The organism is Listeria swaminathanii (genome assembly GCF_014229645.1).
Classification (GTDB): Bacteria; Bacillota; Bacilli; order Lactobacillales; family Listeriaceae; genus Listeria; species Listeria swaminathanii.
The window spans coordinates 215,290-229,617 of record NZ_JAATOD010000001.1; the positions used below are offsets into that span (position 1 = coordinate 215,290).

The 14,328-nt window shown below is 35.0% G+C and carries 17 protein-coding genes; 11 read left to right on the top strand and 6 right to left on the bottom strand.

Annotated elements, in window-relative coordinates; genetic code table 11:
- Positions 1-54: 54 nt before the first annotated feature.
- The 7 genes from HCX62_RS01025 to HCX62_RS01055 all read left to right on the top strand — a co-directional run bounded on the left by HCX62_RS01025 (position 55) and on the right by HCX62_RS01055 (position 4,996).
- Positions 55-411 (top strand): hypothetical protein, encoded by a 357-nt coding sequence (locus tag HCX62_RS01025; protein WP_069009663.1) that lies wholly within the window; start codon positions 55-57, stop codon positions 409-411.
- Positions 412-450: 39 nt separating this feature from the next.
- Positions 451-807 carry a hypothetical protein gene (locus HCX62_RS01030; protein WP_070032016.1) on the top strand — a complete coding sequence of 119 codons (357 nt, stop codon included), beginning with the start codon at positions 451-453 and terminating at the stop codon, positions 805-807.
- Between the two features lie 494 nt (positions 808-1,301).
- Positions 1,302-1,472, top strand: a complete 171-nt coding sequence (locus HCX62_RS01035; RefSeq protein ID WP_003725223.1) for a hypothetical protein — start codon at positions 1,302-1,304, stop codon at positions 1,470-1,472.
- Positions 1,473-1,535: 63 nt separating this feature from the next.
- A complete protein-coding gene (locus HCX62_RS01040) occupies positions 1,536-2,123 on the top strand; it encodes a hypothetical protein (RefSeq protein ID WP_185636698.1) in 588 nt (195 codons plus the stop codon).
- A gap of 24 nt (positions 2,124-2,147) precedes the next feature.
- A complete protein-coding gene (locus HCX62_RS01045; protein ID WP_185636699.1) occupies positions 2,148-2,846 on the top strand; it encodes a HEAT repeat domain-containing protein in 699 nt (232 codons plus the stop codon).
- A gap of 471 nt (positions 2,847-3,317) precedes the next feature.
- Positions 3,318-3,707: a DMP19 family protein gene (locus HCX62_RS01050; RefSeq protein ID WP_185636700.1), complete on the top strand. Its 390-nt coding sequence runs from the start codon at positions 3,318-3,320 to the stop codon at positions 3,705-3,707.
- A 401-nt stretch (positions 3,708-4,108) separates the two neighbouring features.
- Positions 4,109-4,996: a hypothetical protein gene (locus tag HCX62_RS01055; RefSeq protein ID WP_260490788.1), complete on the top strand. Its 888-nt coding sequence runs from the start codon at positions 4,109-4,111 to the stop codon at positions 4,994-4,996.
- A 47-nt stretch (positions 4,997-5,043) separates the two neighbouring features.
- Here HCX62_RS01055 and HCX62_RS01060 read toward each other — a convergent pair whose 3' ends face one another.
- Positions 5,044-5,511 (bottom strand): Rrf2 family transcriptional regulator, encoded by a 468-nt coding sequence (locus HCX62_RS01060; RefSeq protein ID WP_498043149.1) that lies wholly within the window; start codon positions 5,509-5,511, stop codon positions 5,044-5,046.
- 107 nt (positions 5,512-5,618) lie between these two features.
- Between HCX62_RS01060 and HCX62_RS01065 the strand changes: the two genes are divergently transcribed.
- Entirely contained in the window at positions 5,619-6,464 is an 846-nt protein-coding gene (locus HCX62_RS01065) for an SDR family oxidoreductase (protein WP_185636703.1), read from the top strand.
- A 235-nt stretch (positions 6,465-6,699) separates the two neighbouring features.
- On the opposite strand, the gene HCX62_RS01070 is transcribed toward HCX62_RS01065, so the two are convergent.
- Genes HCX62_RS01070 through HCX62_RS01080 form a run of 3 tightly spaced genes read right to left on the bottom strand, consistent with a single transcriptional unit; the run spans position 6,700 to position 8,812 of the window.
- Positions 6,700-6,909, bottom strand: coding sequence for a hypothetical protein (locus HCX62_RS01070; RefSeq protein WP_003738163.1), 210 nt, complete (start codon positions 6,907-6,909; stop codon positions 6,700-6,702).
- A 3-nt stretch (positions 6,910-6,912) separates the two neighbouring features.
- A complete protein-coding gene (locus tag HCX62_RS01075) occupies positions 6,913-7,383 on the bottom strand; it encodes a hypothetical protein (RefSeq protein ID WP_185636704.1) in 471 nt (156 codons plus the stop codon).
- Positions 7,384-7,402: 19 nt separating this feature from the next.
- Entirely contained in the window at positions 7,403-8,812 is a 1,410-nt protein-coding gene (locus HCX62_RS01080; protein WP_185636705.1) for a T7SS effector LXG polymorphic toxin, read from the bottom strand.
- A 282-nt stretch (positions 8,813-9,094) separates the two neighbouring features.
- On the opposite strand from HCX62_RS01080, the gene HCX62_RS01085 reads away from it, so the two are divergent.
- Positions 9,095-9,616 carry a TM2 domain-containing protein gene (locus HCX62_RS01085; RefSeq protein WP_185636706.1) on the top strand — a complete coding sequence of 174 codons (522 nt, stop codon included), beginning with the start codon at positions 9,095-9,097 and terminating at the stop codon, positions 9,614-9,616.
- Between the two features lie 25 nt (positions 9,617-9,641).
- The gene (locus tag HCX62_RS01090) at positions 9,642-10,265 is read left to right on the top strand and encodes a nuclear targeted protein LntA (RefSeq protein ID WP_185636707.1); all 624 of its coding nucleotides are present in this window, start codon (positions 9,642-9,644) and stop codon (positions 10,263-10,265) included.
- A gap of 33 nt (positions 10,266-10,298) precedes the next feature.
- Here the strand turns inward: HCX62_RS01090 and HCX62_RS01095 are convergent, their stop codons facing one another.
- Complete coding sequence (locus HCX62_RS01095; protein ID WP_185636708.1) at positions 10,299-11,567, bottom strand: condensation domain-containing protein; 1,269 nt, start codon at positions 11,565-11,567, stop codon at positions 10,299-10,301.
- 137 nt (positions 11,568-11,704) lie between these two features.
- Between HCX62_RS01095 and HCX62_RS01100 the strand changes: the two genes are divergently transcribed.
- On the top strand, positions 11,705-12,208 hold the full coding sequence (locus HCX62_RS01100; protein WP_185636709.1) for a DUF2004 domain-containing protein: 504 nt from the start codon (positions 11,705-11,707) through the stop codon (positions 12,206-12,208).
- Between the two features lie 42 nt (positions 12,209-12,250).
- Here HCX62_RS01100 and pbp4 read toward each other — a convergent pair whose 3' ends face one another.
- The gene (gene pbp4 / locus HCX62_RS01105; protein ID WP_185636710.1) at positions 12,251-14,287 is read right to left on the bottom strand and encodes a penicillin-binding protein PBP4(5); all 2,037 of its coding nucleotides are present in this window, start codon (positions 14,285-14,287) and stop codon (positions 12,251-12,253) included.
- Positions 14,288-14,328 lie beyond the last annotated feature (41 nt).

Consider the following 14,328-nt stretch of genomic DNA (forward strand, 5'->3'; position numbering starts at 1 on the left):
AGACCAAAAAGTTAATAAAGAATCGTAATAACAATATAGAAAGTTGAATGAAAAATGGATTTTATTTTAAATATTTTAATTAATATTATAGCTTTTGTATGCTTCTTAGTTGGTGGAAATGCAATTAAAAACGAGGAGCAATTAATGGGAAAAGTGATTGGCTGTTTATCAATAGCTGGATTGGCCATAGTCGGAACAGGTTTAATTCTGTCTGGTGTAGAGGAAATGCATACATATATGTATATTATATTAGTAATTGAAATAGTGATACTTTTCGCAAATGTATTCATGAATTATTTAAGTAAACTCGGAAAATCGGAAGTTTTAATAGGTGTATGTGTATTAATTCTAACGATGTTTAATTTATTTACTTATGTAGCTTATGTGGTTTTGACTTTTGTTTTTTACTGAAAAACTGACGCTATAAAAGGAGGAAATTAGGAAACGATTATGATTGAATTTATTATCGATATATCAATAAATTTTATTACATTTGCAATTTGTTTCATTCCGCTGCTTCTCTCAGAAAAAACTAAAGGTATCTTGGAAATCGTAGGTACAAGCATACTTTTTGCGGGGATTATGATAGTTGGAACAGGTATTTTCATAAGCAGTAGTGAAACCCTGAAATCATATATTTATGTGATTTTGGTAGTGCAAGTAATTATTTTGTGCATCGAGCTTTTATTAGTTTTATGGAGTAAACGTAAAGGCAAGTCTACAATTTTATCTATCCTATCAGCAATATTAGGTATAGTCGCTTTAGGAATATATATTTATTATGTTATAGCGAGTTTTATTTATTGAAAATTATTTTCCGAAGATAGGAAAAATTTGCAGAAATAAAGAAAAAATAATAAAAAAGAATTAATAATCAGTGATTCGCCTAGCTTAGCAGTATTTTCCTGATATTTAGGAAAACTTAAACAGTTAGATAATAACAAAAAGATTTCGGAACACAAGCAAAGAGACGGTTTAGTGTATAAGATTGAAGTAAATTGAAAATGGGAGTTGAATACTTATTGGCTTTTATCAGAAAAAATAGCTTTCTACTGTTTTTAATATTATTTCTCATGAGTTCCATTTTAATTCATATGTTTTTTTATAATTTTCTCACAGATATTATTGTAACTGTGTTTTTGGGATTAGAAACCATTTTTATTGTCATTATCTCACTAGAAATTATGGATGTTAAAAAAATAAGAAAGCGGACAAAAAGAATTATAGAAATATATTTTTTAACCTTACTTGGTATAACAGTAATCACGTCATATTTATTTTATTAAGGAGGTTTTCCTATCATGGCTATCTCAATTGCAGCTCTGATTAACCTAGTAATAATTGCAGGATTATATTTAATTAAAAGAAGTAGGATAAGTATGATATTTAAAGGTATATGTGCTGTTGTCCTATGTACTTTTTCAGTTGGAATGTATGCTTATCTCGGGGTTTATGTCGGATTGTTGGGCTAAGGGATTTGTGAAAAAGAGGCGGAATAAACGAAGTCCTAAGCATACACAGAAAAGAGGGCTGTTATGATAAACCTAGAATGGAAAGAACTAGACCAACTGGAGATAGAAGAAAAGGTTCAAGAGGTATTAGATTATAGCTATAATACCTGGATGTCTGATAAGAAGAATATTCGTTATTTTGTACGGGCGTTTTATATTAGATGGGATATGATAGCCTATATGTATGGAATGGAAGAAAATGAGACGGAAGGCGATAAGTTAAAATATATATATGATTTCGGCATTAGCGAGCTGGGAAATATTACAGAGGTTGACTGGATAATGGGTTATTGCATGAAAATTAATCCAATCTTTTTTGAGGAAGATGATAATTATTTGGAACTTGAGGAGAAAGGGAAAGAAATGCTGCGTAATGTAGCAATAAATAATCCAGATGACGTTTTTTTAACTTCTTTTGGTATATCAGAAAAAGATTATTTGAAATGGAAAAGAGTAAACAGAGAGCAACTTATTCAGTACGGGGAAGATAATTTTAACTATGACTCGGAGTTTTCGAGATATTTTAAATATATTATAAATTGTAGATTGGATGAAGAGTTGGAAAAAGAAAGCATTTTGAAAAAAATTGTGCGCAGGTGGAAGCGACAGTGAGAATCCATTTGGAGGTGTGATTATATGCTTGAAGAAATGAAAAAAATTCTTGATGAAATTAAAACTATTACCCAGCAAAAAACGTTTGATTATGAAACGGCAGAGGGTTTGATAGCTGAGTTGAATCTTGAAGAGGCGCCACTAGAATTGGAGAAAATCTTACTAGCTAGTATAAATGATGACGATGAGAATGCTCGAATATTTGCCTATGAGTATTTATATTATTTTGATAGCGAAGCGGTTTTTCAAGCAGCGCTGATAGGGACAACGGATGATAATGATTTAGTTCAAATGTGTGCTATAGAAATTTTAGGAAACTTAGCTAAAATAGAAAGTCTTCCTTATTTAGAGAAAGCTTTGAAAGCAAATGACCCTAATGTGCGTTGCTTTGCGGCTGAATCAATTGGCTTTGTGGGTACTGATGAAGCGAAGATACTACTGGAAAAGCAGTTAGATAAAGAAACGGACTCTTTTGCAAAAGTAGGAATTTATTCTTCACTGTATTTTCTTGGCGAAGAAGCAATGCTTTCAAACATCATTGCTTTGCTAGACGATAGCTATCATTTGACGGTGATACGGAGCTTGAGTGTTTTAGAAGATTGTATTGATCAAGCTAATAAAGAAATTATACTATTAAGTATTGAAAAACTTTTAAAGCGTGATATTCCCATTTCAGTCAAGGAAAAAGCAGAAATTGTTTTGGAGAAGAATAAAAGAGAATAAAGCCGAGGGGAAGATAGATTTTATGCCTGATTTAACTTTAATCCCAAAAGGAGGTTATTCTTACCGTGATATTCTTGAAAATGATAATCTCGCTTGAATTTTTAGCAATAAATACTTTATGCTTTATCATCTTTGGTAAATATAAAGGAAAGAAAAATAAGTTACTCAAATGTATGCCTTACATATTTCCGATAGTGGGTGCCATCATTTTGTCTACATTTGTTTTCTTTACAGGATAATTTAGGAGGAAGGCAATGCTTACGTTTTTGTTGAGTGTAATAGCGGTTTACACACTGATGCTCGGAATAATTTTTATTATTTTGCGCTTGAAATTGGTTACTTATAATACCAAAAATATTCTATACTTTATATGCGGTTTATATTTTGTGTGTTTGGTTCTTTTTGTAATCGCGCTGGTGAAAGACTTCATGTTCGTGGCTTAAAATTAAATAAAAAAAGGAGTTTACACAAATGACATACGATGAATTTACTGAACTAGCTCAAAGTTTTTTAAAGAAAGATAGTGAGGGCCAGCCGTTAACGAACGGTGAGAAATTAATTGTTGCTCAATATACTTATGAAGATTATGTGCCAATGGATGGGATTTTATTAACTTATTATAATTTCAATGCGGAAATGTTAGATCTTTTAATAGAAGCCTATACGAAATTAGATGATAAAGAAAACCTAGAGCTAATTGAATCATTCGCCAAATGGGCTGAAAAAATTAATCGTGATGAGGACTACTCTACGGTTATGGCTAAATTAAGCGACGAAGACTTGGAGTTTCTAGATAATATTTCAGATAACTACCCGTTAGGTGAAGAAGAGTCTTATTCTAACATTTTACTTGAAGAATAAAATACCAAAAAAGGCGGATCTCGTCTTTTTTTTTATCTATTATCTGAACATGTCGATTTTGTGTATAAAGTAAATTTCTATAAATACTGAAATACCAATGTTTTACAAGATGAAAATTCAAAATGTGAGTTTGCCGGGAAAATTAGATATAAATCCTTTCGAAAACACGTTGATTTCGGGCTTTTTGTATGGTATTTTATAAAAGACTTGAAATGAAAGTTTCACAATACATCTAGAGAAACGGAGGAGACATAATGAAACAAAAAAGAAGTTGGAAATCTATTGCTGGTTTCGTAATTGGTCTTTTTATTGTAGGGATCATCATGGCGCTGTTTAAGTAAATATTAGGGGGAAAGATTATCAAAACTTACCAAGAACGACATCGGACTAATATAGGCGCAATGATTTTGGCGCTTGTCATTTTATTAATTGGAGTCATGTTGATATTTGTTACTTTTAAAGTAAATGCAATGCCAACAACACCAACGGACATGGGGAGTTATCTCGATGTAACAGACTCAGTAAAACAACTTATAGTAATGGGGATTGGCGTTTGTGCGGCACTATTTTTCATCGGAGGACTTTTACTTACAATCCGCGTGAAAAGTACCGTTTATGCTCGTTCTTTCCAATTACATGAAAATGGGATTGAATCCTTGTTTAAAGGGAAATCTGAAGGGGTTATTCCTTTCGAAAATATAGAAGAAATTCAAATGTTACGCGTTCCAGGGCTAAAGCTAGTGAACAATGTGCTTTACCGCGCGGAAAATACAAATAACTGGATTTATATCCCAGCAAGAGTGGGCGAATCCGGGGAACTATTAGAAAATTTCCTGACAAAAGTTGCACCAAAATTAATTGCTGCTAATGAGAAAATATTTAATGAAAAAAATCAGCTATCATTTAACTTCCTAGCTCCTAGCGATTACAGAGCTTTTTACCAGAAATTAGATAAAAAGCTAACAAATAACCCATTAAATACGCAAAAATCAGCGCAACTAGATCAATTAATGGCTGCTAATGTTAAAAAAATCCTTGTTACACAAGATGGCATTTCCTTAGATGGAACGGTGCTTAACTGGGAAGAATTAACAGTAGAAGTTCATTACGATAAACACGATACAATCATCAAAAATGCGCAAAGAGATCACGAATTTGACTTCATTTGTGTACTTGCAACTGCGAAATTAGGTCAAGTTCAATTACAAGGTAGCGCCATTTCCAATCAACAAGTATTTTTAGATATTCTGAAGAAAAAAGCTGCATCTTTTACTTCAGTCCAAAATTAACTTATAAAAAGGACCTGATCCAATTTCAATGGATTAGGTCCTTTTTTTTACAAATACTTCTCTAAAATTTCCATATTCTGCGGACGATCTTTACTCTCCAACACAGAAATATCATGCACGATGCTATCCAGCTTTATTTGCTCCATTTCAAGTTCCAATTTTTTCTGTAGCAAATCGTATTTACTCGTAAGAACTTGCTGGATATTAGCGCCAACAACGCAATCAGGGTTGGTTTTTGGGTCAACGTGGATTAAATTCGTGTTGCCCTCGATGCTCTTATAGACATCAAGTAGCGAAATCTCTTCTAGCGGTCTGGCAAGAATAGGGTTCGCTTTACCAGTTTGCGTAGTGATTAAATCCGCCTTTTTTAAATTGCTCATAATTCTTCTAATATTAGCGGGATTTGTTTTAACACTGCCGGCGATTATTTCACTCGATAATAAATTCGTATTTTTGAAAATCTCTATATAAGCCAAAATATGGATAGCGTCACTAAATTGGATGGAGTATTTCATTTTTTTCAATCCTTTCAAGTTTTCTTCTTGACTTATCTTATCACAATGTTTATTATAAAGGTGTAAATTATAAATGTACAGCATAAAATTTTGAAGGAGTGGTTTAAATGACTTATTTAGTAACAGGCGCAACAGGTGGACTTGGAGGATATGCTTTAAATTATTTGAAAGAGCTAGTTCCAACATCTGACATTTATGCTTTGGTTCGTAGTGAAGAAAAAGGCGCGGACTTAAAAGCGGCTGGATTTAATATCCGAATTGGTGATTATAGTGACGCGGAATCAATGAAGCAAGCATTCGCAGGCATCGACCGGGTATTATTTGTATCGGGTGCTCCAGGTAATCGTCAAGTAGAGCACGAAAATGTTGTAAATGCAGCAAAAGAAGCGGGCGTTTCTTACATTGCTTACACAAGTTTCGCGGGCGCAGATAAATCCACAAGCGTTTTAGCAGAAGATCATTTCTTTACTGAAAAAGTAATCGAAAAATCCGGAATCGCGCACACCTTTTTGCGTAACAACTGGTATTTTGAAAATGAAATGCCAATGATTGGCGGGGCTTTGAATGCTGGGAAATTTGTTTATGCTGCTGGAAACGGTAAAGTTGGCTGGGCGCTCAAACGTGAATATGCAGAAGTAGCGGCAAAAGCTGTTGCGGGCGCGGACTTCCCAGAGATTTTAGAACTATCTGGCCCACTGATGACGTATGCTGAGCTTACAGAAGTATTAAAAGAAGCTACCGGAAAAGATTTCGAAGTTATCGCTTCTGATGATAAAGGCTTCGTGGAAAATCTAGTTTCCATCGGCATGCCACAACCTGTCGCAGAAATGTTCTTATCGTTCCAACATGATATTAAGAACGACCAATTAGATGTTACTTCTGATGATTTTGAAAATGCACTAGGAAAACCATTAACGAATCGCGTGGATGCGCTTCGGGAATTGTTGAAATAATAATGAAAAAGCCTACCTTGATTGAGGTAGGCTTTTTTTATGTCTGCAAAAAGTAGGATACCAACTACGGGCTAGTCAAAAAGACGAATGGGCATATTGCTACAGCCACCATCGAATCAAAATAAGTCCTATTCAATATCACAAAAGAATGATTGAATAAAAAATACCGACCAGATAAACCTGCTCGGTAAAAGGTCTACCTATTGAGTTTCATTACGGATTGCAGATAGTTTTTTTAATCATTTTGTTTTATAAAGCTCTGAATACCTTCAAAAATAACATCTTTTAACGCTTCAGGATAATCAGAATATCCTTTGTTTTTCATAATTATATCTAATGCTTGAGCCACTTCACCATCAAGAATTATTGTCACGCCTGGTGTTAGTTCCCCAGTTTTATCATTTTTAAAAGTCTCTTTTATCATAGTTAATTTATCTTTTTTCATGATTCAATCCTTTCTAGTTAAATAATTTGTGCTGTGTTCTTCCCAATATCTATATTTTTGAGGGATATTTTCAAAGAATCTTTGAAAATATCCATTCCAATTATCTGGAATATATTCTTCAAAAGATATAGATTCAGGATAATTAGAGTAAAGAATCTGATTGTCAAAATCTATTAATATACTGGGGTTATAATTATATGTAGCTTCTTCTTTATTTTGATTAAGTTCTTTAAAGAAATTTTGCTTTAGAGAGTTTGTTGAGCTTTTAAAGCTTTCTATATTTATTAAAAAAGAGTTGGCTGTATTTTCATTTAAGATGCTCATATTCTTTCGTTCTTTTGGGTACTCTTCAATTGAATATCCAGCTTGATTATAATCTAAATACCATAATTCTGGGTCGGTAATATACCAATTAAAAGAGCCGTTATATTTTACTCCTACAATAATATTTTCTGCATATTCCGGTATCAGCATGATGTTTTCTTCACCACTTTCACTTTAATATTTTTGCGTTTTGAGCATACTCCGCTAACCATTGGGTGATGGGGTCTGGTATCTCGTAAGCAGTACCTTCAAAATTAAATTTTTTAAAAACTCCTTTATCAACAATTTTAGGAGCAGTACCTCCTTGATTTAACGGATTAGTTTTATAACCGTTTTGAGAAATTGCATTTTCCTTAATTAAATCATCCAAATATTTAGGGACTTCAAATTCAACTATATAAGAATTTGAACGTTTCTCTTTAAAGTAGTTTGCGTGGTCTTTTCCTGTTGAAACATTTAAATTATGATCAGATTTCCAGTTGTTATTTAGTGACAGTGTACCATCATCATTAACTAAAAGTAAATTTTTGCTGTCTCCACCTTGGACTCTCGAATAAGTTACTGTTTCTTCTGCTACATTAGATCCTTGAGCTTTTCTTAATTTTGCTAGGGCACTCTTCGGTATAGAGAGTTTTTTCCCTCTATAACCTTTCGTCGTATAGCCAAAAATGAGTGATGTTAAGATACCAAAACTTTGAGCTTTGCTTATTTCTCGACCTGTAATTGGGTCTTTGTTTTTCTTCAGGGAATCTAATGTAGCTTTTAGTAATTCTGCTTCTTCTGTGGCTTGGTTACTTTCTTTTGGTAATTCACCGTTAATGCTCGCTGTATTATAAGCCTCGGTTGCTCTAATATCGACTATGCCGCCTTTGGAAAGTATCCACATACCACTTTGTTTCACTTTGCTATAGCTGGCAAAATCATACACTGTTGTATCAGTCGCCTTAGATTGTTCTAATGTTTTTCGCATTCGGCTTACAGCAGCAAAATTCAGTTTACTTAAATCATAGCTACCTGTTTGGCTGTTAAACTGGATATTCGATTGAAGTTCGCGAACTGTCTGCTGAATACCTTGTATTAAATCTGTCAAATGGTCAAAGAAACTACTATGGCTTTGTTCAAATGCCAAATACTTTTCTAAGATGTTTTCTTGCTTATAGGCCATTGCTAATTGGGAACGATAAGTTTGCATTTGGCCTTCTGTATTACTGTTCATTCGTTGATATAATGCTTCTTTTTTACTTTCAATTCTATCAATCATTTGACCAAGTTCATATAAACCAGCTGCATCAATTTTGGCATTGGGAGAGCTGTCTACTTGATTGGCAAAATCTTGGATAAATTGCTTCAAGCGATCTTCACTCTCATTCATTGCTTCAATTATCGCTTCGCAAAGAGGAAGGTATGTCATTTGGTAATAATTTTTCGAAGTATCCACGGCTGTTCCCTTTAAGCTAGTATCTTCTGTGTAGCTTATCACGGTGGATTTGATGTCTCGGATAATCTTCCTTCCTGTTTGGTTAGCAGCATGTAGTTGAAACGCGAACTCTTGTATTTCTCCGATGTCGATTCGACTCACTGTAACACTCCCTTTTGTAGGTCTTGTTGCTTGCTAAATGGTAAACGCATTTTCATCTATAATATACCGTAAATAATACTAAAACTCAATAATAATCTGAAAATTTAAATACAAAAATCTTCCTTTTCCCGGTACTATTTATAAGACATTTTAACCATTAACTAAAAAGAGGACTATAATTCTATATGCTCTTTGATTCCTATCTAAAAAAACATATGTGAAGCATTGAGCTATTTTTTGCGGGGAGTAAGGATATTTTTATCTTGGAAAAGGAGTGGTTTTGTGAGTAAGAAAGTTGTTGGTTTGGGTGATGTGTATGATTTGGGATTTCAGCCTTTGAATGATAAGGAAAGATGGAAGATGGAAGAGAGTTTCAAAGTGGATATTGATATGGAAGTTAGTGATGATGGGAAATTTGTCGTCATTTCTGATACGGGATTAAGGTTCGCTAAGTTAAAACCAATAGAAAAAAATGGGCTTACTTATGAAGAACAAGAATATGTGAAAGAAACGCTTCATACAGCAGATTTGAAAAGTAAATCTACGGCTGTTTTGTTGTCACTGTTTTTTGGTGGACTTGGAATTGGGCATTTTTATACAGGAAATTGGATTTATGGACTTATTATTTTAATTGGAAGTGTGAGCTTATTCTTTTTATTAGGTTTTTTATGGATACCGATTCTCTTAGTTTTAACTTTTATTGACTGTTTCGTTGTTGCTTCGGAAGTTACTGCGGCGAATGAGAAAATCAAACGACAACTTATTAGCCAGATTAAATTGCAGAAATTAACTAACAGAGCATGAGTTAAACGGGAAAGAAGGAAAATAAGTGAAAAAATTAGTGGATTGGTTCAAAGGATTATCAAAAACGTGGAAAATTGTAGTGATTATCGGCGCGGTGCTTGTCGTCATATTAGCGGTAACTACTAGTGACGATGAGGGCGAGCAAGCAAGCGAGAAAGTAAATAGCTCGAAGACAACAAAACAGACGAGCAAGCCGAAACCACAACTTTCGGCCGAAGATTTAGCGTTGATTAAATTTGATTTAGTAGAATTTGAAGGCCGGGAACTTTCTGCGGAAAACATTTTAAAAGATACGATTAAGGGAGAAATTTGGTCGGATTTAGACTTTGCGAATGATAATATTAATCAAATGATCGACACAATGAAGCGATATCAGCAAGAAATTTTAAATATAGACGCGCTAAAAAGAAGTTCAGAAGCCTCGGCAGATACACAGACATTTAAGAAGGTTTTTACAGAGTGGAGCGACTTCAAAATACAGCGAATACAAGTGACGATTGATTTGCTAAATGGGAAAAAAGATAGTGAAACTGCATTTAAAAAAAGATATCCTAATCAAATCATTTTTAAAAAGGTGCGCACGGATAAATTACAAACAGCCTTGAATAACTTGAAAGTAGGCTACCAATTATTGGATAGTCAAAAATAAACAAAAGCCATCTGACTGGGGATGGCTTTTTGTTTATTTAGAAGGGAAATTAGCAATCATTTTCTCCAAAAATACTTTCTGCCAAGCGTGATCCTGCGCTGTACCGTGCAAATTAGTACTAAGTGTCAGCTCGCCGCGGAAAGTCGTAGCCGCGACTTGGAAAAACGGAGCATATTTTAAAGAACCGCAAATGAAGCAATCTTTTAAAGTACTTCCTTCAAAAACGAGTTTTTCGTCGTCAATAATTCCGATATTTGTAAAACTGGTCTTCGGAATAGAATACATTTTTTCAGACGCTTTTTTGGCAATAGAATAGCTTTTTTTCTTGAAAATGAATTCCAATAAATAATAAATTCGCAAAGGAGCTAGGCTGTTTTTTTGTGGATTGAGAGATTTTTTGACGGCTTGAAGGGTGCTTTCGAATGAGCTTAGGTCGTCCGTCGCCTTCATTTGGCAGGTAATATTGGCGGTTAAGTTGGTGATACCACGGCTTGTCTTATTCGGCAAATATTTCCGGAGATCCACTGGACAATCAATCGACATCTCATTTTGCTGCGTTGTTTGTTGAACGGTGCGCACCATTGCCGCGAAAAGCACATCATTAACGGTTGCTTCGTGCTCTTTAGCATATTGAATAATTTGCGAAAAATTTGTTTTCGGTATTTTAGTCCAAATGATTTTCGGATTTTTCGGATCGCCTTTCAGTGGGAAAGATGGATTATGGACAGCTTTTTGCGTCGTTTTCTCACTGAAAATCGACTTTATTTCTTTGCGGGAAAATTGCTCAAAAACTTGATTCAAACTCCGCGAACCAAAGCTCAATTTCGCCTGATAATCTGGGTTTTCCAACAGCTTAGAATAAAGTTTACTCAGCACATAAAGGTATTCCTTAAAACCAGCACCATCAGCTAACATGTGGTTCATAATAATCACTAGCTGATCGGCAGTTTCAGTCCGGACAACAGTGAAACAAATTTGTGGACCATTTTCCGTAGACAATTTCCTAACGAGAGCACGGTTTACTTCGATTTCTGGCTCAGCAGTTTCGACAAGAAAAACCAAATCATCCGCCGAAAAAACACTTTCTTGCCAAAAAGCCCCTTTTTTCGTTTCTTTAAAATGACAAAGAAGTAGCGGCAATTTCTCAGTGGATTGCATGACTGCTTTTTTTAGAACGTCTTTATTTAAATGATTATCAAATGTCAGCACGGTATGCAAATGATGATCGTTTTTCATTTTTTCTCCAGAAATATAATGTTTAACATCAGAAGGTTCAGCGGGATAAGTAGTAATTTTTACCATGGGACTTCCTTCTTTCTTCGGTTTAAATAGTTGTTAATAGTTTCCCTGAAAGCAGTGCCGCGAAACAAGTTGCGGCTCAAAGTGAACTTAAGTTATACTGAGCATATGCAAGCTAATATTTCTAGGAGGCACCTAATATGACAAACAGAACATTAACTACCAAGTTACTAGGAACACTAAGCTATACGCAAGAAAATGGGACGACGGTGGATGCTGTAATTCCTTTGGATGGCAAAGAAGTAAAGATTGATTATAGTATTTTTGAAAAGCTTACTTCAGAAGATTATTTTAAAGATATCGTTACTTTAACTGATCAAATTCCGGAACTACACCTAAAAGCGAAAAAAACTATTTTAGAGCAATTTGATGGAAATGATACGCTTACTATTTATTTTGATTTTCATACAGATGAATTGCCCGAAGAGGTTTTAAAAGTTACCGAATGTGATGCGATAGAAAATGTAACAAAGGAAATCTTAATCGATAAACTAGTTCTGTCAGGCGTTTGGTTTTCGGAAAATGCCAATAATGAGTTGGATTTAACATTCGATTTCAAACTATTACCAGAAGTTAGCGATGAACTTTTAGTTGTTCGTTTTGATACAAAAGGAGAAATTACTGAATTAACCCATGAAAGTTAACAAAAAAGAGCCTTTCTGTTCGCGAACAGAAAGGCTCTTTTTTTATTTATACATACTTTCAATAACTGGTTTTAACTTATCAATTACAAGTCCGCTACCACCGCGACCTTTGACGTTTTCAATCATTCCGACCATGAGGTAATTGGGATTATCGGCATCGAAGGCATAAACAAAACCATTTTCAAGGCCATCTTCGCCTTGTTTTTCTTTTAGTTCGGCTGTACCTGTTTTGGCTGCGATACTATGACCTTGGATTTGTAGGGCATGTGCTGTGCCGGCCGGATCAGAAACTGTTTTGACTAAAGCGGCTTTAACTTGGTTGGCAGATGCGGCTTCGGTTGCTTGCGTTTCCTTGCCAGCTTTTTCTTTTGTATCTAGTTTTGGATAAGGCATTTTTCCGTCGTTCGCAATTGCAGAGTAGGCGATTGCTTGTTGAATTGGCGACATTAGAAGCTGACCTTGGCCGTATGCTGTATCAGCTAATAAAATTTCCGAATTCAGCCCATCATTCGAAATTTGCGCGGGTTTCATTGTAAACGGAAGGTTGTATTCCTTATCAAAATCGAATTTCTCCAAGCCAGCTGTTAGTTTATCTTTGCCGATTTCGATTCCTTCCTGCGCAAAATAAATGTTATCCGAGTGCACGAGTGCGTCGGTCATATTTACTTTTGGAACATCATGGACACGAGTGACAAAATAATTACCCCAAGAAGCATCTTTTTGCCATTTTAATCCAGAAATTTCACGGACTTTATCAGGTTTTGTCACCCCAGTGTCCAGCCCAATCGTTGCAGTAATCGTTTTAAAAGTGGAGCCTGGTGCGTAACGATTTGCGTATCTTGCTAAGAAAGGAAGGCGTTTATCGTCATTGTATTTCGCGTAATCTTCGGAAGTAATCCCGAGCACCATTTGATTGGCGTCATAAGAAGGCGTGCTAACTAATGCTAAAAGTTCGCCGTTTGTGGGATTAATCATTGTCACCGCGCCAGTTTCAGAGCCAAGACTATCAAAAGCTTTCTTCTGAATCGCGGCATCAATCGTTAGTTTAATTTCGTCGCCATCTTTTTTATCAATTTTTTGCAAAGTATCTTCTTGTTTCGTTTGATCGTTGATGATTTTGATTGCGCCACCGTTTTTGCCGCGCAGTTGTTTGTCGTAGTAGCGTTCTAAACCACTTTTACCAATCACATCACCGACACTGAGTTTAGGATTTTTCTCGATATCTTCGGCACTCACTTCGCCAACATAACCAATTAAATGAGACGTTGCTTCATTTAATGGATACGTCCGCATTTCTTTTTGCGCGTAAGTAAGGCCAGTCGCTTCAGGTAGATTGTCTTTTTTTAAAGTAACTAAAGGAACAAAACTGTCCGCTTGAACCCATTTTTGCTCGAGTTGTTTGTTAATGTAATCAGTGGAAATATCCAGTTTTTTGCTAATATCAGCAATGTTTTTCACTTTTTCGTCGCCTTCACCAAGCTTTGAAGGAACAATACCTGCTTCAGCAAATTGACCAGTCGTTGCGAGCGGATTTCCGTTTCTATCAACGATTTGACCACGTTCTGCGTCATCTTCCGTGATGCGAACTTTATCCGTTTTCACCATACCTGGGAAAATAAGCGCGGGTTTCCAGTCGATTTTCCAGTCGTCATCTTGCTTAGAAATAGTTGTTTTATATTTTTGCGTTGCGAGTTTTCCAAGGCTGGTGCGCATTTCTAGTTCGTATGTTAAATTGAATTTATTTGCTTTGTCATCATAGTTCGACTTGAGGTTTTTGACTTTAATATCTTTCGCGCCAATTCCGTCATAAACAGCTTGGTACTTGGCTTCCATTTCTTTCGTTGTAAATTCTACTTTTTTGAGAGATTCTTTTGAAACACTATTTCCGAGTTTATCGTACTTTTCTTTAGCGATATTTGATGTAAAAGTTTCTGCGGCTGCTAAAGCATTTTTTTCATCTTTATGTTGATTTTGGATAAAAAAATAAATGGCAATACCTGCGAGGACGACAACAGCGGCAATACTTCCAATAATAATTGCCTTCTTGTTATTCCCCTTTTTCCCACCATATCTAGCCATAATACACCCCTTAAATTCATGTTTTATTCAATTAATTATAC

What these genes read in the sequence shown, in the direction of transcription:
- HCX62_RS01025 (WP_069009663.1), top strand. Translation starts at nt 55, where the DNA reads ATGGATTTTATTTTAAATATTTTAATTAATATTATAGCTTTTGTATGC.
- HCX62_RS01030 (WP_070032016.1), top strand. Translation starts at nt 451, where the DNA reads ATGATTGAATTTATTATCGATATATCAATAAATTTTATTACATTTGCA.
- HCX62_RS01035 (WP_003725223.1), top strand. Translation starts at nt 1,302, where the DNA reads ATGGCTATCTCAATTGCAGCTCTGATTAACCTAGTAATAATTGCAGGA.
- HCX62_RS01040 (WP_185636698.1), top strand. Translation starts at nt 1,536, where the DNA reads ATGATAAACCTAGAATGGAAAGAACTAGACCAACTGGAGATAGAAGAA.
- HCX62_RS01045 (WP_185636699.1), top strand. Translation starts at nt 2,148, where the DNA reads ATGCTTGAAGAAATGAAAAAAATTCTTGATGAAATTAAAACTATTACC.
- HCX62_RS01050 (WP_185636700.1), top strand. Translation starts at nt 3,318, where the DNA reads ATGACATACGATGAATTTACTGAACTAGCTCAAAGTTTTTTAAAGAAA.
- HCX62_RS01055 (WP_260490788.1), top strand. Translation starts at nt 4,109, where the DNA reads ATGATTTTGGCGCTTGTCATTTTATTAATTGGAGTCATGTTGATATTT.
- HCX62_RS01060 (WP_498043149.1), bottom strand. Translation starts at nt 5,511, where the DNA reads ATGAAATACTCCATCCAATTTAGTGACGCTATCCATATTTTGGCTTAT.
- HCX62_RS01065 (WP_185636703.1), top strand. Translation starts at nt 5,619, where the DNA reads ATGACTTATTTAGTAACAGGCGCAACAGGTGGACTTGGAGGATATGCT.
- HCX62_RS01070 (WP_003738163.1), bottom strand. Translation starts at nt 6,909, where the DNA reads ATGAAAAAAGATAAATTAACTATGATAAAAGAGACTTTTAAAAATGAT.
- HCX62_RS01075 (WP_185636704.1), bottom strand. Translation starts at nt 7,383, where the DNA reads ATGCTGATACCGGAATATGCAGAAAATATTATTGTAGGAGTAAAATAT.
- HCX62_RS01095 (WP_185636708.1), bottom strand. Translation starts at nt 11,567, where the DNA reads ATGGTAAAAATTACTACTTATCCCGCTGAACCTTCTGATGTTAAACAT.
- HCX62_RS01100 (WP_185636709.1), top strand. Translation starts at nt 11,705, where the DNA reads ATGACAAACAGAACATTAACTACCAAGTTACTAGGAACACTAAGCTAT.
- pbp4 (WP_185636710.1), bottom strand. Translation starts at nt 14,287, where the DNA reads ATGGCTAGATATGGTGGGAAAAAGGGGAATAACAAGAAGGCAATTATT.